General features: G+C 59.6%; 18 protein-coding genes. 9 read left to right on the top strand and 9 right to left on the bottom strand.

Going from position 1 to position 16,712, the window contains the following annotated elements; genetic code table 11:
* The first annotated feature begins 5 nt into the window (after positions 1-5).
* The gene (gnd, locus tag ACSQ8V_RS07560) at positions 6-992 is read left to right on the top strand and encodes a phosphogluconate dehydrogenase (NAD(+)-dependent, decarboxylating) (RefSeq protein WP_436205345.1); all 987 of its coding nucleotides are present in this window, start codon (positions 6-8) and stop codon (positions 990-992) included.
* A gap of 132 nt (positions 993-1,124) precedes the next feature.
* Here the strand turns inward: gnd and ACSQ8V_RS07565 are convergent, their stop codons facing one another.
* Positions 1,125-1,994, bottom strand: coding sequence for an ABC transporter permease (locus ACSQ8V_RS07565; RefSeq protein ID WP_436205346.1), 870 nt, complete (start codon positions 1,992-1,994; stop codon positions 1,125-1,127).
* Positions 1,995-1,997: 3 nt separating this feature from the next.
* Positions 1,998-2,963, bottom strand: a complete 966-nt coding sequence (gene nodI / locus ACSQ8V_RS07570; RefSeq protein ID WP_436205347.1) for a nodulation factor ABC transporter ATP-binding protein NodI — start codon at positions 2,961-2,963, stop codon at positions 1,998-2,000.
* 401 nt (positions 2,964-3,364) lie between these two features.
* On the opposite strand from nodI, the gene ACSQ8V_RS07575 reads away from it, so the two are divergent.
* On the top strand, positions 3,365-3,871 hold the full coding sequence (locus ACSQ8V_RS07575; RefSeq protein WP_089159069.1) for a universal stress protein: 507 nt from the start codon (positions 3,365-3,367) through the stop codon (positions 3,869-3,871).
* Between the two features lie 147 nt (positions 3,872-4,018).
* Here the strand turns inward: ACSQ8V_RS07575 and ACSQ8V_RS07580 are convergent, their stop codons facing one another.
* From ACSQ8V_RS07580 to lexA, 3 genes are all read right to left on the bottom strand, one after another.
* The gene (locus ACSQ8V_RS07580; RefSeq protein ID WP_436205348.1) at positions 4,019-4,627 is read right to left on the bottom strand and encodes a DUF2939 domain-containing protein; all 609 of its coding nucleotides are present in this window, start codon (positions 4,625-4,627) and stop codon (positions 4,019-4,021) included.
* Between the two features lie 133 nt (positions 4,628-4,760).
* Positions 4,761-5,147: a hypothetical protein gene (locus ACSQ8V_RS07585; RefSeq protein WP_436181353.1), complete on the bottom strand. Its 387-nt coding sequence runs from the start codon at positions 5,145-5,147 to the stop codon at positions 4,761-4,763.
* 195 nt (positions 5,148-5,342) lie between these two features.
* Positions 5,343-5,999 (bottom strand): transcriptional repressor LexA, encoded by a 657-nt coding sequence (gene lexA / locus ACSQ8V_RS07590; protein WP_213764019.1) that lies wholly within the window; start codon positions 5,997-5,999, stop codon positions 5,343-5,345.
* A gap of 295 nt (positions 6,000-6,294) precedes the next feature.
* Here lexA and ACSQ8V_RS07595 point away from each other — a divergent pair, with 295 nt between their 5' ends.
* The 6 genes from ACSQ8V_RS07595 (at position 6,295) to ACSQ8V_RS07620 (ending at position 12,437) form a co-directional block, all read left to right on the top strand.
* On the top strand, positions 6,295-7,344 hold the full coding sequence (locus tag ACSQ8V_RS07595) for a sulfate ABC transporter substrate-binding protein (protein WP_213764018.1): 1,050 nt from the start codon (positions 6,295-6,297) through the stop codon (positions 7,342-7,344).
* Positions 7,345-7,512: 168 nt separating this feature from the next.
* A complete protein-coding gene (gene cysT / locus ACSQ8V_RS07600; RefSeq protein ID WP_213764017.1) occupies positions 7,513-8,409 on the top strand; it encodes a sulfate ABC transporter permease subunit CysT in 897 nt (298 codons plus the stop codon).
* Positions 8,406-9,335 carry a sulfate ABC transporter permease subunit CysW gene (gene cysW / locus ACSQ8V_RS07605; protein ID WP_213764016.1) on the top strand — a complete coding sequence of 310 codons (930 nt, stop codon included), beginning with the start codon at positions 8,406-8,408 and terminating at the stop codon, positions 9,333-9,335. The genes cysT and cysW overlap by 4 nt, the downstream gene beginning before the upstream one ends.
* 15 nt (positions 9,336-9,350) lie before the next feature.
* Positions 9,351-10,409, top strand: coding sequence for a sulfate/molybdate ABC transporter ATP-binding protein (locus tag ACSQ8V_RS07610; protein WP_436205349.1), 1,059 nt, complete (start codon positions 9,351-9,353; stop codon positions 10,407-10,409).
* Between the two features lie 36 nt (positions 10,410-10,445).
* A complete protein-coding gene (locus ACSQ8V_RS07615) occupies positions 10,446-11,372 on the top strand; it encodes a CysB family HTH-type transcriptional regulator (protein WP_062090223.1) in 927 nt (308 codons plus the stop codon).
* Between the two features lie 60 nt (positions 11,373-11,432).
* Positions 11,433-12,437: an asparaginase gene (locus tag ACSQ8V_RS07620; RefSeq protein WP_436205350.1), complete on the top strand. Its 1,005-nt coding sequence runs from the start codon at positions 11,433-11,435 to the stop codon at positions 12,435-12,437.
* Between the two features lie 27 nt (positions 12,438-12,464).
* Here the strand turns inward: ACSQ8V_RS07620 and ACSQ8V_RS07625 are convergent, their stop codons facing one another.
* The gene (locus ACSQ8V_RS07625; protein ID WP_436205351.1) at positions 12,465-12,923 is read right to left on the bottom strand and encodes an N-acetyltransferase family protein; all 459 of its coding nucleotides are present in this window, start codon (positions 12,921-12,923) and stop codon (positions 12,465-12,467) included.
* Between the two features lie 568 nt (positions 12,924-13,491).
* On the opposite strand from ACSQ8V_RS07625, the gene ACSQ8V_RS07630 reads away from it, so the two are divergent.
* Complete coding sequence (locus ACSQ8V_RS07630; protein WP_213764012.1) at positions 13,492-14,115, top strand: hypothetical protein; 624 nt, start codon at positions 13,492-13,494, stop codon at positions 14,113-14,115.
* Positions 14,116-14,221: 106 nt separating this feature from the next.
* Here the strand turns inward: ACSQ8V_RS07630 and lysM are convergent, their stop codons facing one another.
* From lysM to hyi, 3 genes are all read right to left on the bottom strand, one after another.
* Entirely contained in the window at positions 14,222-14,707 is a 486-nt protein-coding gene (gene lysM / locus ACSQ8V_RS07635) for a peptidoglycan-binding protein LysM (RefSeq protein ID WP_436206613.1), read from the bottom strand.
* Positions 14,708-15,005: 298 nt separating this feature from the next.
* A complete protein-coding gene (gene glxR / locus ACSQ8V_RS07640) occupies positions 15,006-15,887 on the bottom strand; it encodes a 2-hydroxy-3-oxopropionate reductase (RefSeq protein ID WP_436205352.1) in 882 nt (293 codons plus the stop codon).
* 18 nt (positions 15,888-15,905) lie between these two features.
* Positions 15,906-16,709 carry a hydroxypyruvate isomerase gene (gene hyi, locus ACSQ8V_RS07645; RefSeq protein ID WP_436205353.1) on the bottom strand — a complete coding sequence of 268 codons (804 nt, stop codon included), beginning with the start codon at positions 16,707-16,709 and terminating at the stop codon, positions 15,906-15,908.
* Between the last annotated feature and the right edge of the window lie 3 nt (positions 16,710-16,712).

The following is a 16,712-nucleotide window of genomic DNA, read 5'->3' on the forward strand; positions in this document are numbered from 1 at the left end:
CCATCATGCAGATTGGAATCGTGGGACTAGGCCGTATGGGCGCGAACATCGCACGCCGCTTGATGCGCGGCGGGCAGACGTGCGTGGTGTACGACCACGCGCCCGAAGCGACGCAGGCGGTCGTAGCCGACGGCGCGACCGGCGCCGCCGACCTGGGCGATCTCGTGAAGAAACTTGCTGCGCCCCGCTCGGTCTGGCTGATGTTGCCGGCGGGCAAGATCACCGAAGACTCGCTGAACGATCTCTACGAAATCCTGGAAGCGGGCGACACGATCATCGACGGCGGCAACAGCTTCTATAAGGACGACATCGTCCACGCAGCGAAGCTGAAAGAGAAGGGCATCCATTTCGTCGATGTAGGCACATCCGGCGGCGTGTGGGGATTGGAGCGCGGATATTGCATGATGATCGGCGGCGACAAGGACGTGGTGCAGCGGCATGATCCGATTTTGTCGGTACTCGCGCCCGGACGCGGCGATATCCCCGCCACGCCGAACCGCGAGGGTCGCGATGCACGCGTGGAAAACGGCTATATGCACGTAGGGCCGGTGGGGGCGGGTCATTTCGTGAAGATGGTGCATAACGGGATCGAGTACGGCTTGATGCAGGCGTACGCGGAAGGGTTCGACATCCTGAAGCACAAGTCGTCGACGGATCTGCCCGAGGCGCAACGCTACGATCTCGATATAGCCGACGTTGCCGAGGTGTGGCGGCGCGGCAGCGTGGTGTCGTCGTGGCTGCTCGATCTGACCGCGGGTGCGCTGGCCGGGAACAGCTCGCTCGATAAATACTCCGCCGAAGTGGCCGATAGCGGCGAAGGGCGCTGGACGATTGAGGCGGCGCTTGAGGAGGCGGTGCCGGCGCAAGTGTTGTCGGCGGCGCTGTATGCGCGGTTCCGGTCGCGCGAGGAGAATTCGTTCGCCGACAGGATGCTATCGGCGATGCGGTTCGGGTTTGGCGGCCACAAGGAGTTCAGCCCAGGACTGAAGTGATCTGATTTTTCCGCTGCTTTTTCCGCAGCGGCAAGCGGATTGAAGGACGTTAAAAAGCCCGTTCCAACTCACGTTGGAACGGGCTTTTTTTGAGTACAACGGCTTGGAGCGGTCTGTATCTCGATCATTTCTTTAACGCATCATCCGTCGACGAAACAGCACCGCGCAGATAAAAAACGGCACGATCGCATACGCCGCGAGCACCGCCACATGCAGCACTACATGTTCTGCCGGCCGGTCGAGCATCGCGGGCCGGATCAGCGCGACCGCGTGCGACAACGGCAACAACAGCGAGACGTTTTGCGCCACCGCCGGTAACTGCGTGAGCGGGAAAAACACGCCGGAGAGCAGCAACATGGGCGTGAGCGCGAGCGTCTGGTAGAACATAAAGAAGTCGTAACTTGGCGCCACCGCCGTCACGATCATCGCCGTGCTGGAAAATGCCAAACCAGTCAGGACGATCACGGGCAACGCATACAGCATCGTCGGAAAACTCGCGTAGCCGAGCACGCCGGCAACCAGCATGATCGCGACCCCCGAGAGCACCGACTTGCTTGCTGCCCACACAATTTCCGCGAGCACGATATCGCCCAGCGTGAGCGGCGTATGCATGATCGCCTCCCACGTGCGCTGCACATGCATGCGCGAGAAGCCGGAGTACATGGCCTCGAAACTCGCCGACATCATCACGCTTGACGCTACCGTACCCGCGGCGAGAAACGCGATGTACGAGACGCCGTCCACGTGGCCGACCATCAGGCCGAGCCCGAGGCCCAGGCCGAACAGATAGATCATCGGATCGGCAAGATTGCCAAACATGGACGCAATCGCGAGCTTTTTCCAGACGAGATAATTTCGCCGCCAGACCGACATCCAGTTCGATGCGTTCGCGGGCATCGCACTCAGGAACGGCTCACGATGAGACTTGCGTTGCGGCTTCCCCTCCGGGCGGGCCGTATGCGCAGGGGACTCAGCGGCGTTCACATTCGGTTCGCTCGACATGGATCAGTCCACCATCTCGCGCCCGGTCAGGCGCAAAAACACATCTTCAAGATTGGCCGGCCGGTGCAGATAACGCACGCCGGGCCGTCCCTTTACCCGCTGATGCACGGGAGCAGGGTCATCGACGTAACAAAACAGCGTCTCACCGCTAATTTCCATGCGTCCGACGAACGGCAGGAGTTCTTCGCGAAGAGCTTGCGGATCGGGACCGTAGATCTCGATCACGTCGCAGCCGATGACCCGCTGGATCAGGTCGTCGGGTTTGCCTTCCGCCACCTTGCGGCCTTCTTCGATTACGCACAGCCGGTCGCAAAGCCGCTCGGCTTCCTCCATGAAATGCGTGGTAAGCAGGATTGTCTTGCCGCGTGCAAGTAGTGAGCGCAACCGTTCCCAAATCAGGTGCCGCGCTTGCGGATCGAGTCCGGTGGTCGGTTCGTCCATGACCAGCACGTCGGGATCGTTGACCAGTGCGCGCGCCAGCGTCAGCCGCCGCTTCATTCCGCCCGATAACTCGCCGACCCGCGCGTTTGCCTTGCTTTCCAGCCGAGCGAATTCGAGCAGCGATGGAACCACGGCCTCAATCTCGCTGCCGCTCATGCCGAAATACCGGCCGAACACGAGCAGGTTTTCGCGGACGGTGAAGTCCGGATCGAGGTTGTCGAATTGCGGCACCACGCCTACACGGCGCCGGGCGTAGCGGGCGCGTGAGGGGATCGGTTCATCGACGAGACGGATCGTGCCCGCATCGGGCGCGGTCAGGCCGAGCAGCATCTTGAGCGTGGTCGTTTTACCCGCGCCGTTGGGTCCAAGCAGGCCGAAACACTCGCCGGGCTGGACGTGGAACGACAGGCCGTTCACGACCGTCTTGTCACCGTAGTGTTTTTCGACGTCGATAAATTCGATCGCCGGATTTGGCGGTGCGGCGGTCGTGCGGGTTGCGTCGCTGGGTAACACTGCTGCATCTGACATGCGCAAACTCGGGTGTTGGGTCGGAAGTTCGGTCTCAAGACAAGCTAACTAGTTTAATCGATTGCACCAACGAGGCGCGTCCGACCCTCGCGACCTGCACTGCGGGCGCGCACGCGAGGTGATTTGCGGTCGTCGGACGCTTTCGCGACGCCTTGATTAAGCGCTAGAAAGTCCGCCCATCAAGGGATTGACGTTCCTGGCACGGTGTCCGCTTGGCGTTTCGCGAGCAACCGGCCCGCATTAGCGTTTTCCATCGTTGCCACCGTTTCAGCGACGCACCATGATGAAAGCAACGCGGCCCGGGTTTTGTCGCCCGCCCGGCCCACGGGGCAGAATCTGCAACACTTGACGACCGTTTTTTTGATGCCCTTTGCTGCCGTTGTGCAGCGCGGAGAACCACCATGGCGAGCTATCGAAAAATCCTGTTGTGTTACGACGGCTCTCGCGAAGGGCGTAAGGCATTACGTGACGGCGCGAACCTCGCGCTCGACCTGAAAGCCGAAACGCATGTGCTCGCCGTTGTCGATATGCGCTCCAGCATCGCCCAAAGTGCCGGCCTCCTCACCGATATGGCATGTGGCCGTTTCGAAGATGCCGCCCGGGACATTTTGCGCGAAGGCGTGGAATGGCTGACCGAGCGGGGCGTGCCGGCGCAGGGCCACTTTGCGTTCGGCCATCCTATCGACGAAATTGCCGGACTCGCGCAGAGCCTGCAGGTGGATCTGGTGGTGGTGGGACATCGGTGCCGCACGGGTCTTGCGCGCTGGTGGATGGGCGCGGGTAACACGCCGCTGATGGATCGGGTGTCTTGCAGCATTTTGGTGGCGGTGTCGCCGACGGGTACATCAGCTGAGCAGGAAGACGCCGCGCATGCGGCGATGCCCGCGAAAGCCGAGGCCAGTGTTTGATGCTGCGACGGGTTTGCTGAGGTTGAAAGCGGCTAAGCTGGTGCCGCTTTCAACCAGCAAGTCGCCAAGCAGCCGGCCAGCCAGCCGCTAGGCAGCAGCAATTGGGCGGATAGTCCCGTTGTTATTGCGGGAAAGTTGATGGTTCGCCTAGCCGTCGTTCAACTCCACCGCGACCAGTTTCCACGAGAACAACCCGTAGCGCCGGAGAATGGCCGAATAGCGTGCGTCGCCGGTTCCATGCTGGTAATTCACCGCGAAAGTATCGAAACTTCGATACCCCGCCGTGGTTTGCGGCGGCGGTTTCGGTGCGGACGGTGAAGCTACGACGGGCGCGGCTCCCGGGGTAGCGACAACAGCGCCGCTCGCCTCGGACGGAACCGGCGGTTTCTCGCCCGGATCGCCCCGTGGCGGTATGCCATTGAGAATAGCCGCCACGCCGTCTGGCGTTGCATACGAATCGACCAGCGGGCCGATTAGCGCCGCGCCAATCATGGCGCCGATCATCGCTAACGGATTGCCGCTCCTCTGTATGTCGATCTTTCGGGTCAACAACTGACCGACCTGGTCCTTCAGGCTTTCACGCAGCAGCGGAAAGTCGACGTACTGATTCACAGTTTGAGCGTCACGGGCGTCGGTGGCGCGTTTCAACCGGTCGAGCGCGATGTACGGCGACGCATAGATCGCACCGAGCACTGCCACGACGACAACAACCAACAACGTAATAACAACGGACTTGCTGGTACGGGACAGGGACATACGCTAAGGCGCCTTTGGGCTGATGAGGTGGATGCGGCTCGAATGCAAGAGCAGAGGCCAAAGAAGCCTCAACCCCTGGATGGACCGCAACAGCGCCAGAATTATCCCCGCGAATCTCATTGCTTCGAAAAAATCAGGCGAGCAATCCGCCTTCAACGCCGGCCCGCTCCTCGTCGATACAACGGTCGATCATGCGCGACACCGCTTCAATATTGCCGACCATGATGACCCGCGATTCACCGCGATACACTCGCACCGGCGCGCGTTGCTCGGCCTGCGTATGCACCGATGCACTCAGCGATACCCGGGCGAACGCCGGCTGCCGCGAGGGCAGGACGGGCAGTTCGTCGAAGAGATCGGGGGTGTCTGCTGGCTTCGGTGTCTTGCAGGAGATCAGCGAGCGCAGATGCCGCAAACGGCCGAACTCGCGGAATTGCCGAAACGACAGGGGTGCACGTGCTGTCGGCGCGAACGATGCGGATAAAAAAGAAGCAGAAAACAACCGGGCGAATCGTTCCATGATGTTTCTCCGATGACCGATGACAATAGGACGCGCACCGGTTCATCGCGAGTGCGATGTCCGTCACGCTTTATAGGGCCGGAATTCAAGTGCAGTGCGGCCGGGGAACACCCGGAATACCCGGAAACCCCGCCGCCCTGCAAATCAGAAATCAACAAGCAGACATCAAAGCAGAAGCTGAAAACCTTGCAGAAATCAAAGCTCGCCGGAACGAATCAACCCGACCGCAATACCTTCCAGCGCAAAGTCGTCGCTGCCTGACGCGACGAAGATGTTCTCGTAATCAGGATTTTCAGCGATCAGTTCAACGCCATCTGGACGACGTTTCCACCGTTTGACCGTGACGTCGTCGCCAAGTCGCGCCACGACGATCTGCCCGTCCTTAGCCTCGTTTTTCTTCTGCACAGCGAGCAGATCACCGTCGAAGATCCCTGCGTCGCGCATGGAAAGACCGCGCACCTTCAACAGATAGTCCGGTTTGCTGGAGAACAGCGCCGGGTCGCAGGCGTAATGCTTGGAGATGTGTTCCTGCGCGAGGATCGGACTGCCGGCCGCCACGCGCCCGACCAGCGGCAAGGACAATTGCATGATGCTGGCATGGGGCAACGTGAACTGATGAGGCCCTTCGTCGAGGCCGCCATTGGTCAGCAAACGAATGCCGCGCGATGAACCCGCCGCCAGTTCGATCACCCCTTTACGCGCCAGCGCCCGAAGATGCTCTTCGGCGGAATTAGCGGAGCTAAAACCAAGTTCGGCTGCGATCTCGGCGCGCGTGGGCGGAAACCCCGTGCGTTCGATCGCGCGCTGGATCAGTTCGAAAACCTCTTGCTGCCGCGCAGTCAGTTTGCTCATTTTGGTCACGTGCTTTTGCCCCTTGTATGGCTGGTCGTCCACTGTATGGATGAACAGATGCCTGTAGTTTTATACAGTATTCAGCGCTTTTCAAGCTTTACTTTAAGTTCGACGTCGTCAGAACCATACAGAGCCTGTAAACAGGGTGCTCCAACGGCTGTTTGATGGCCGCAACGCCGCTTCCAGCCGTCATTAGCACTTTTTGATCTAAAAGAATGAATAACAATTATTTTTAATAATGAAAGCTCGTCGATAGACTCGGCTGCTCAAACCACATAAGACGGGGAACGGGGTAATGCTGAGTCAGAATTCGAGGTGGGGCGCACGTGCAAGGAAGCTGTTTGCCACGGCGGTGATCGGGGCAGCGTCGGTGACCGGGATGACCGCGGGCATGATCGCGCAAGCGCACGCCGACACGTCGTTCCTGAACGTGTCGTATGACCCGACGCGTGAGTTGTACCAGGAGTTCAATCAGGCTTTCGGCAAGAAATGGAAGGCTGAAACCGGAGAGACCGTCACATTCAAGCAATCGCACGGCGGCTCCGGTGGTCAGGCTCGCTCGGTTCTCGACGGTTTGCAGGCAGATGTGGTGACGCTGGCGCTGGCCTATGACATTGATGCGCTCGCAGCCAAGGGGCTGGTTAGCCAGGACTGGCAGAAGCGCTTGCCGGACAACGCGTCGCCGTATACATCGACCATCGTGTTTCTCGTTCGCAAAGGCAACCCGAAGCAGATCAAGGACTGGCCGGACCTGCTCAAGCCGGGCGTGTCCATCGTGACGCCGAATCCGAAGACATCCGGCGGCGCGCGCTGGAATTACCTCGCAGCGTGGGCCTATGCAGAACATCTGCCGGGCGGCAACGCGACGACCGCCAAGGACTTCGTAACCAAGCTCTATAAGAACGCCGGCGTGCTGGATTCGGGCGCGCGGGGCGCGACCACCAGCTTCGTGCAGCGCGGACAGGGTGACGTGCTGATAGCGTGGGAAAACGAGGCGTTCTTGTCATTGAAGGAATTCGGTTCGGACAAGTTCGAGATCGTCGTGCCTTCGGTGAGCATCCTGGCAGAGCCGCCGGTCGCGGTAGTCGACAAGGTCGTGGATCGTCATGGCGACCGCAAGCTGGCCGAGGCGTACCTCAAATATTTGTATAGCGAGGAGGGCCAGGAAATCGCGGCACGCAACTTCTATCGGCCGCGTTCCACAGCTGTTCCCGCTGCGCTGACGAAGCAGTTCCCGAAGATCAAGCTCTACACCATCGACGACTCGTTCGGTGGCTGGACCAACGCACAAAAGACGCATTTCGCCGATGGCGGCGTGTTCGATTCGATCTATCAGCCGCAGTAAGCACGGCGGCATGAAGGGCAGCACTGCCGGCGCTTATGCGCTCGCGGTGCTGTAGTCGTAAAAGAAGGCTGAAATAACACGATGGCCGCATAGACGGCCATGAAACCAACCCGAAGCTCGACCCCGAAGCGCCGTCCCCGCGGCGCGGCGGAACTGGATGATTCACGCATGACGACTTTCACTTTCCGCAAGCCCAGCGCACTGCCGGGCTTCGGCCTGACGCTCGGCATCACGGTGGCGTATTTGAGCCTCGTGGTGCTGATTCCGCTCGCCGCGACCTTCGCCAAGACGGCCACGCTCGACTGGGCGACGTTCGTACGCGCGGTCACGTCGCCGCGCGTGCTGGCGTCGTATCGACTGACGTTTACCGCTGCCCTCGGTGGCGCGCTGATCAACGCCGTGTTCGGCTTCCTAGTGGCGTGGGTGCTCGTGCGCTACACGTTCCCGTTCAAGCGCGTGGTGGATGCAGTCGTCGATCTGCCGTTTGCATTGCCGACTTCCGTGGCCGGCATCGCGCTCGCCGCGGTGTATGCGCCGAATGGCTGGATCGGACAGTTTCTCGCGCCGCTTGGGATCAAGGTGGCGTTCACGCCGTTGGGCGTGCTCGTGGCGCTGACGTTTATCGGCCTGCCGTTCGTCGTGCGCACCGTGCAACCCGTGCTGGAAGATTTCGAGCGGGAGCAGGAAGAAGCGGCCGCGTGCCTTGGCGCCACGCGCTGGCTGACGTTTCGCCGCGTGGTGCTGCCGTCGCTGTTTCCCGCGATCCTGACCGGTTTCGCGCTTGCGTTTGCGCGTGCCTTGGGCGAATACGGGTCGGTGATTTTCATCGCAGGCAATGTGCCGATGAAGTCCGAAATCACGTCGCTGCTGATTATCACGAAGCTCGAACAATACGACTACGCCGGGGCGACCGCGATCGCCGTGGTGATGCTGTGTGTATCGTTCCTGATGCTGCTGCTGATCAACACGCTGCAATGGTTCCTGCAACGGCGCACGAGCCGCGGTGGCGCAGGTCCTGCGCCTGCTTCGGCCGGTGCATTGCATATTGACGGGGCGAAAGCATGAGCGCCGTCAACCAGAAAACTGTGGATGTGACCACGGCCCGTGTGACTGAGCACAAGCTTGATCCGGTTACCGAACCGCGCGCCGTGCGCTGGATCCTGACGGCCATCGCGCTGATTTTCCTGGCGCTGTTTCTTGTGGTTCCGCTCGTCGCCGTGTTTGCACAAGCGTTCGCGAAGGGCGTGGACTATTACTTCGATTCGCTGAAAGATCCCGACGCGTGGTCCGCCATCAAGCTCACGCTGATCGTCGCCGCGATTGCGGTGCCGCTGAACGTGGTGTTCGGGTTGACGGCGTCCTGGTCTATCGCGAAGTTCGAATTCCGCGGCAAAGCCTTCCTCACGACGCTGATCGACTTGCCGTTTTCGGTGTCACCGGTCGTCTCGGGCCTGATCTACGTGCTGATGTTCGGCGCGCAAGGCTGGTTCGGTCCCTGGCTCATCGACCACGACGTGCAGATCATCTTCGCGGTGCCCGGCATTGTGCTCGCCACTATCTTCGTCACGTTCCCCTTTGTCGCACGCGAGCTGATCCCGCTGATGCAGGCGCAAGGCAACGACGAAGAAGAAGCCGCGCATGTACTCGGCGCGTCGGGCTGGCAGATCTTCCGCCGCGTGACGCTGCCGAACGTGAAATGGGGTTTGCTGTATGGCGTGATTCTCTGCAATGCACGTGCGATGGGCGAGTTCGGCGCGGTATCGGTGGTATCGGGCCATATTCGCGGACAAACCGACACCATGCCGCTGCATGTAGAAATTCTCTACAACGAATACAACTTTTCGGCGGCGTTCGCCGTGGCGTCGCTGCTTGCGCTGCTCGCGCTCGTCACGCTCGGCCTGAAGCTGCTTGCCGAGCGCCGCATGTCGCAATCGATTGAAGCAGTGCAGGCGCAACCCGCTGAGTTGCCGGTCGCGTCACTCCAGAACTAGAAGGCGAAAATCACCATGAGCATCATTGTTCGCAATTTGCAGAAACGCTTCGGCGATTTCGCCGCGCTGGACAACGTCTCGCTCGACTTCCCGTCGGGCGAACTCGTCGCGCTGCTCGGACCGTCGGGCTGTGGCAAGACCACGCTGCTGCGCGTGATCGCGGGGCTGGAATACGCGGACGCCGGTTCGGTCGTGCTGAACGGCGAGGACGTGGCGGCCGTGGGTGCGCGGGAACGGCAGGTCGGTTTCGTGTTCCAGCATTACGCGCTGTTCCGTCACATGACCGTGTTCGAGAACGTGGCGTTCGGCCTGCGCGTGAAACCGCGCAAGGAACGGCCGTCCGAAGCGGTGATCCGCGAGAAAGTGCATGAATTGCTGAAGCTCGTGCAGCTTGACTGGCTGGCGCAACGGTTTCCATCTGAGCTTTCCGGTGGGCAGCGGCAGCGGATCGCGCTGGCCCGGGCGCTTGCTGTCGAACCGAAGGTGCTGCTGCTCGACGAACCGTTCGGCGCACTCGATGCCAAGGTTCGCAAGGAGCTGCGTAGCTGGCTGCGGCGTCTGCACGACGACCTGCATATCTCGACTATTTTCGTCACGCACGATCAGGAAGAGGCGCTTGAAGTCGCGGATCGGATCGTGGTGCTCAATCGTGGACATGTGGAGCAGGTCGGCAGTCCGCAAGACGTCTATGATCATCCGCAGACATCGTTTGTGTACGAGTTTCTCGGCGCGGCAAACCGGCTCAGGGGCAGCGTGGATGCGAACGGTTTTGTGGCGCAAGGCGCTGCGCAGCCGATTCCGACCGTTGCGAATTTCGCGGGTCCGGCGGTGGCTTACGTCCGGCCGCACGACCTGACGCTCTTCCCGACGGCGTCGGGTCATCGCGATGGCATCGTGGTCGATGTCCGCCGTGTCGTGACGCTCGGCGGTTCGGTGCGCGTGGATCTGGAAGGCGCTGAAGGCAACGTGCTGGAAGCGGAACTGGATCGCGAAACCTGGCGTGGATTAAATCTGAATATCGGCGATGGCGTGACCGCCGTGCCGCGTGTTCTGCGTGTGTTCCCGGCGCATTGAGCTTATTGAATAAGCATACTGAAGAGAGAGGCTGACATGAACTTCCAGCAATTGCGTTTCGTACGTGAAGCCGTCCGGCAGAACATGAATCTGACCGAAGTCGCGAACGTGCTTTATACGTCGCAATCGGGTGTGTCGAAGCAAATCAAGGACCTTGAGGACGAACTCGGCGTCGATATCTTCATTCGACGCGGCAAGCGGCTCACAGGCCTGACCGAGCCGGGCAAGGAAGTGCATCAGGTGATCGAGCGCATGCTGCTCGATGCCGAGAACCTCCGCCGCGTCGCCCGCCAGTTCGCCGATCAGGACAACGGCCATCTGGTGGTGGCGACCACCCACACGCAGGCGCGTTACGCGCTGCCCAAGGTGATCCGCCAGTTCACCGAGGTATTCCCGAAGGTTCATCTCGCGCTACGTCAGGGCAGTCCGCAGCAGATCGCGCAAATGATCATCAACGGCGAGGCGGACATCGGCATTTCGACGGAAGCGCTCGACAGGTACCCGGATATCGTCACGTTCCCGTGCTATTCGTGGCACCACACGGTGGTCGTGCCAAAGGGGCATCCGCTGGTCGGCCGCGAGAACATCACGCTCGATGAGATCGCCGAATATCCGATCGTCACGTATGACCACGATTTCACCGGCCGTTCGCATGTCGATCAGGCGTTTGCGAAAGCGGGCGCGCTGCCGGACGTGGTGCTGACCGCTATCGATGCCGATGTGATCAAGACGTATGTGGAACTGGGCATGGGCATCGGCATCGTGGCGGCGATGGCCTTCGACGAAAAACGCGATACCGAACTCGTCGCGCTCGACACGCAACATCTGTTCGAAGCCAGCACCACGCGCGTGGGCTTGAGGAAGGGTGCTTTCCTGCGGGCGTATGCGTACAGGCTGATCGAGATGTTCGCACCGCAACTCGACGAAGCGCAGATCGCGGCTCAATTGCGGGAAGCGGCCTAACCCTTTGAAAGTTTGAGAGCCTGGAAATCAGCCGGCCGCCGCTCCGCTACAATTACGGCCATGAACTCATCACACACTTCATTGCCGCGGATCGTGGTGCTGGCCACCGGCGGAACCATCGCGGGCGAGGCCGGCGATGCCGCCAAAACCTCGGGTTACAAGGCCGGCGTGGTCGGCGTCGATAAACTGCTCGGCGCCGTGCCTTCGCTCTCGCAAGTCGCGCAGATCCAGGCCGAGCAAGTAGCGAGTATCGACAGCAAGGACATGACGCCCGCGCTGTGGATTACCCTCTGTGCGCGAGTGAATGCGTTGCTGGCGCAGGACGATATCGACGGTATCGTCATCACGCACGGCACCGATACGCTCGAGGAAACCGCCTACCTGTTGCATCTCACCGTCAAAAGCGAGAAACCGGTCGTGCTCACGGCGGCCATGCGGCCGGCGACGGCTTTATCCGCCGATGGCCCGCTGAATCTTCTCAACGCGGTGACGGTGGCGGCGAGCCGGGCATCGTGGAAGCAGGGCGTGCTGGTCGCATTCAACAACCAGATCCACTGTGCCCGCGACGTGACCAAGACAAGCACCTATGCCGTCGATGCCTTCCGTTCGCCCGAAGGCGGTGCGCTCGGCTGGGTGCAGGACGGGCAGGTGGAATTCCAGCGTTCAGTGGTCAGGCCGCATACGCTGCATAGCCCGTTCCAGATGCCCGCTGAACCGCCCGCGGTCGAGATCGTGACGAGTTACGCAGGGGCGTCGCGAGCGGCTATCGATGCATTCGTTGCCTCGGGTGTCAAAGGACTCGTGATTGCAGGGACGGGCAACGGCTCGATTCATTCGACGCTGCAACAGGCTCTTGCCGATGCCGTCAAACACGGCGTGGCGGTTGTACGTTCGTCACGGGTGGGAGCGGGCCACGTGATGCGCAACGGCGCTGCGCCCGACGATGCACTTGGCTCGATCACGGCAGGCGCTTTGAACCCGTACAAGGCGCGCGTGCTGCTGATGTTGGCGTTGGCGGCGGGCACAGCGGCGGCAGACTTGCAACGCGTGTTCGATACGTACTGACGCAAGATCTGCTGCGTTAGCTTTCTATCACCCCAGCACCTTCCGATACTGCACGAACCCCGACCGGTCCGCGATGCGGTCATACAACTGCATCGCGTCGGTATTGGTTTCATGAGTCAACCACCAGACTCGCGAGCACTGTGCTTCCGCGGCCTTGGCATAGACATGCTCGATGAGCTTGCACCCAATCCCGCCTCCGCGAATATCCGGTTCTACGTATAAATCCTGCAGATAGCAATAGTCACCGGTCGTCCAGCACGACCGATGCATGACCCAGTGCACCATCCCGACTATACGACCATCGATTACTGCCACCGCGCCGAATACCGGCTCCGTGGGATCGAGCATGCGCGCCCACGTGCGTTGAGTTGTGTCCATCGGGATATCGGTCTTGTAGAACGCCTGGTAACCGCGCCATAACGCCAACCACGCATCGAAGTCGGCAACAGCCACCGATCTGATCTCAACAGGGGGTCTTGGTGTCATGGGCGCGGTTTTCCCGAAGGTAATTGGAACAGTGCGAAATAGCGTGGGAGATCATAGGGCGCTTCAGCAAAAGCAAAAAGATCCAGCAGCGCTTGTTTTCCAGGTGCCACGTGCCGAAAGCGTCCGTAGAGTGAAATAAACAGCGAAGGTAACGATGGGTTCGCGCGTTCCAGATGTTGATGCCATGGCGGTATTTCGCATCAGAACCGACGTTTGCTTCAGAAAATCCAACCATGATCGGAAAGCAAGATCTATTAGTTAGAAATGCGAACAAAATATGAAACATCAAAATTCAATGGGCGAAACCCTGCCTCGATGGCATCTGGATGCACCGAAATGGTCGTTAAATTCCCTTGGAGAGTGCGGGTCCATGCACTAGACTTGAGCAAGAGTTTTCGGGAGTGATAGTCCTTGCGATCGCTCGGAACAGCGAGCCGTGTGGTGCGGACATATAGATCATGGTTCGTCAGGTTTTGAAATTATGTTCGGAATACTATTTAATATCTTATTTTCAAACACCCGAAAAATAGGGGCTGCCAGTTCGCAACCCGGATGGGCGGCATAAGTAATGAAACATCCCATGGCTGTGTATTCCTTGCAGGACCTACATCGGTCGCTTGCGCAACCAATGCTGCTCACCGACGGTCCCGACTCTTCTGTGGACGGCACTCCACTCAGGCTATTTATCAGGCAACCGTTCACCGAATCGGGTGAGACGCAGCAGCGATTAGTCGAACAGATATTGCAAATAATCGACACCGCCAACGACTCGCGCTGCCCTTTCAACTATCTCACTGGCACCGGCGCTGAAAGTGCCGATACTTTCAGGGAATCGTTTGAGCGTGACCGTCACTTGCCCTTTACGCCGAAGAATTTCCGTGACTATCGGCTGAAACTGTTGGACCAGGCCGATGTCCTGATCAATATCAGGGTTGGTATGAGCGAGAGCAGTGCCTTTGAGCTGAGCTATCACATCTTCAAGGGGCGATGTTCCCCGATCCTGTTTCTTGTCTGGAAGCATGCTCCGATCAAAACGACGCTCATTCGCGAACTCGATGATTTATGTGAGGTGACTTACCTGGAGTTCGAACACCCGGACGAACTGAGGGCCGGCATACACGGGTTTTTCCAGATACTGTCGATCAGACGTACGGTCCGGAATGCAACGCTCTGGCAAAGGATAATTCGATAGCGCCCACGGCCGGCCCCGGTCCGTCGTCCGTAACGGAACCTGTTGACCCGGAACCAAAAAAACGCGACCCGAGGGTCGCGTTTTTACTCAACCATTCAACCCGTCATCAAGCCAGCGCGGGAATCCGCAGAACCTGTCCCGGGTAAATCTTGTCCGGGCTCTTGAGCATCGGTTTGTTGGCTTCGAAGATCACGTCGTTCTTCGCGCCGTTGCCGTAGTACTTGTCGGCGATCTTCCACAGATTGTCGCCGGAAGCCACGGTATGAAATTGCGAAACGGGCGTGGGGGTTGGTACGGTCAGTTGATCGTCGACCTTGTCCACATGCTGCACGTTACCCGCTGCCACTAGGATCTTTTCCTTCGTCGCCTGATCGGCTGCCTGGCCGCTGACTGTGACCGTATGCGACGCGCCATCGAAGCTGACTTGCAGGTTGTCGGCGCTCAAGCCTTGCGTGCGGATGTAGGCGGCGATTGCGTCACCTGCCGTCTTGTTGAGCGCGGCGATATCAACGGGCGGCGCAGCCTGAGCCGTGGTTGAAACAGCGCCGAACAATTTCTCGCCCGCGTCCTTGATGAAACTGAAAATGCCCATGTTGCAACTCCTGTAATAACCGGGTAGATCGACCTGATAAAGCCGAGCCATTTAGTCTCCAGAACTAATCGATAGTTCTCGGATTTCACCGATGGAATTGTCAAACTGTGTGGATGGGCATTTTTTAAGAACGTAAACAAAAAAAGATCCGGCAAGGCGGACACCCGGCAATGACGTCTGACCGACCAAGGCTTCCACGTCATCACCGGGCGCCGCTTGACGGACCCCGCTTTATTGCACTTTCTGCAACCGGCTATGCGTATACTTATAGGTATGCGTCAGCCGGTCTTCAAGCAGTTCATTCGGTAACCTGATGATTCGACATCAGTTCCAGCGCCTTCACCATTCCCGAGTGATCCCACTCGCGTCCGCCGTTTGCCACGCACACGCTGAACAACTGCTGCGCGCTCGCCGTATGCGGCAAAGCAAGACCAAGTTTCTTCGCACTTTCCAGCGCGAGGTTCAGATCCTTCTGATGCAATTCGATCCGAAAGCCCGGATTGAATGTACGCTTGGTCATGCGTTCGCCATGAACTTCCAATATCCGCGATGCCGCAAAACCGCCCATCAACGCACGCCGCACGCGCTCGGGATCCGCACCGGACTTTGAAGCGAACAGCAACGCTTCGGCCACCGCTTCAATGTTCAACGCCACGATGATCTGGTTCGCGACCTTGCACGTTTGTCCCGCGCCGTTATCGCCGATGAGCGTCACATTCTTGCCCATGACATCGAAGAGCGGTTTTGCGCGCTCGAACGCGGCTTCCGGTCCGCCGACCATAATCGTCAGGGACGCTTCACGTGCGCCGACTTCGCCGCCTGACACGGGTGCATCGAGATAATCGCAGCCTAGCGCGTTGATTTTCTTGGCGAACGCTTGCGTTTCGAGCGGCGAGATGGAGCTCATGTCGATCACGAGCTGGCCTTTCTCGAGCCCCTTCGCCACGCCGTCTTCTGCAAAGAGGACGTTAGCGACATCGGGCGTGTCCGGCACCATGATGATGACGATTTCGCTAGCTCGCGCAACGTCGGTCGAGCTGGCAGCTACTTGGCCCAGCGAGCGCAGGTCGTCCGGCACAGGGTACGCGCCGTTCAGCACTAGCGAATGGCCAGCTTTCTTCAAATTGCGCGCCATGTGCGCGCCCATGATGCCAAGGCCGATAAATCCGATTGTTGCCATTATGCGTGTCTCCTCCAGTTATGCCACTGCGCGTGCAGTCTTCAGGCCAGCGATTTCCTGAAGCCAGCCAAGGCCGGCCGCAGTCGTGCCGCGCGGTTTGTACTCGCAACCAATCCAGCCGTCGTAGCCAAGCGAATCGAGCCACGAGAACAGGAACGGATAGTTGATCTCGCCCGTACCCGGTTCATTGCGGCCGGGGTTATCGGCCAGCTGAATATGCGCAATCGATGGCAGGTTGCGCTTGATCGTGGCAGCCAATTCGCCTTCCATGCGCTGCATGTGATAGATGTCGTATTGCAGGAACAGGTTGTCCGACCCTACGTCGCGAATCACGTCGAGTCCTTCCTGCGACCGGTTCAGCGCGAAGCCGGGGATATCGAAGTGATTGCACGGCTCGACCAGCAGCTTGATGCCTTCTTTCTTCAACGCGGTGGCCGCAAACTTCAAATTTTCAACGATGGTCGCCCGCGCTTCCTCACGGCTCACCGAAGCCGTTGGAATGCCGACGAGACAATTCAGTTGCGGCACGTTCAGCGCCTTCGCGTACTCGATCGCCCGCGTTACGCCCTCACGGAATTCTTCTCGGCGATCGGGCAGGCACGCGATGCCACGCTCGCCGCCTTCCCAATTCCCGGCCGGCAGGTTATGCAGCACGAGCTGAAGATTGTTGGCGTCGAGACGTTGACGCAGATCGGCCGCTGCATACGGATACGGGAACAGAAATTCAACCGCTTCGAAGCCCGCCTCCGATGCCGCCGCAAAGCGGTCAAGGAACGGCACTTCGTTGAACAGCATGGTCAGGTTTGCAGCAAATTTCGGCATGAT

The sequence above is a fragment of the Caballeronia sp. LjRoot31 genome (assembly GCF_964253885.1).
Classification (GTDB): domain Bacteria; phylum Pseudomonadota; class Gammaproteobacteria; order Burkholderiales; family Burkholderiaceae; genus Caballeronia.

Coding starts and splice junctions, on each gene's coding strand:
- gnd (WP_436205345.1), top strand. CDS start 6: ATGCAGATTGGAATCGTGGGACTAGGCCGTATGGGCGCGAACATCGCA.
- ACSQ8V_RS07565 (WP_436205346.1), bottom strand. CDS start 1,994: ATGTCGAGCGAACCGAATGTGAACGCCGCTGAGTCCCCTGCGCATACG.
- nodI (WP_436205347.1), bottom strand. CDS start 2,963: ATGTCAGATGCAGCAGTGTTACCCAGCGACGCAACCCGCACGACCGCC.
- ACSQ8V_RS07575 (WP_089159069.1), top strand. CDS start 3,365: ATGGCGAGCTATCGAAAAATCCTGTTGTGTTACGACGGCTCTCGCGAA.
- ACSQ8V_RS07580 (WP_436205348.1), bottom strand. CDS start 4,627: ATGTCCCTGTCCCGTACCAGCAAGTCCGTTGTTATTACGTTGTTGGTT.
- ACSQ8V_RS07585 (WP_436181353.1), bottom strand. CDS start 5,147: ATGGAACGATTCGCCCGGTTGTTTTCTGCTTCTTTTTTATCCGCATCG.
- lexA (WP_213764019.1), bottom strand. CDS start 5,999: ATGAGCAAACTGACTGCGCGGCAGCAAGAGGTTTTCGAACTGATCCAG.
- ACSQ8V_RS07595 (WP_213764018.1), top strand. CDS start 6,295: ATGCTGAGTCAGAATTCGAGGTGGGGCGCACGTGCAAGGAAGCTGTTT.
- cysT (WP_213764017.1), top strand. CDS start 7,513: ATGACGACTTTCACTTTCCGCAAGCCCAGCGCACTGCCGGGCTTCGGC.
- cysW (WP_213764016.1), top strand. CDS start 8,406: ATGAGCGCCGTCAACCAGAAAACTGTGGATGTGACCACGGCCCGTGTG.
- ACSQ8V_RS07610 (WP_436205349.1), top strand. CDS start 9,351: ATGAGCATCATTGTTCGCAATTTGCAGAAACGCTTCGGCGATTTCGCC.
- ACSQ8V_RS07615 (WP_062090223.1), top strand. CDS start 10,446: ATGAACTTCCAGCAATTGCGTTTCGTACGTGAAGCCGTCCGGCAGAAC.
- ACSQ8V_RS07620 (WP_436205350.1), top strand. CDS start 11,433: ATGAACTCATCACACACTTCATTGCCGCGGATCGTGGTGCTGGCCACC.
- ACSQ8V_RS07625 (WP_436205351.1), bottom strand. CDS start 12,923: ATGACACCAAGACCCCCTGTTGAGATCAGATCGGTGGCTGTTGCCGAC.
- ACSQ8V_RS07630 (WP_213764012.1), top strand. CDS start 13,492: ATGAAACATCCCATGGCTGTGTATTCCTTGCAGGACCTACATCGGTCG.
- lysM (WP_436206613.1), bottom strand. CDS start 14,707: ATGGGCATTTTCAGTTTCATCAAGGACGCGGGCGAGAAATTGTTCGGC.
- glxR (WP_436205352.1), bottom strand. CDS start 15,887: ATGGCAACAATCGGATTTATCGGCCTTGGCATCATGGGCGCGCACATG.
- hyi (WP_436205353.1), bottom strand. CDS start 16,709: ATGCCGAAATTTGCTGCAAACCTGACCATGCTGTTCAACGAAGTGCCG.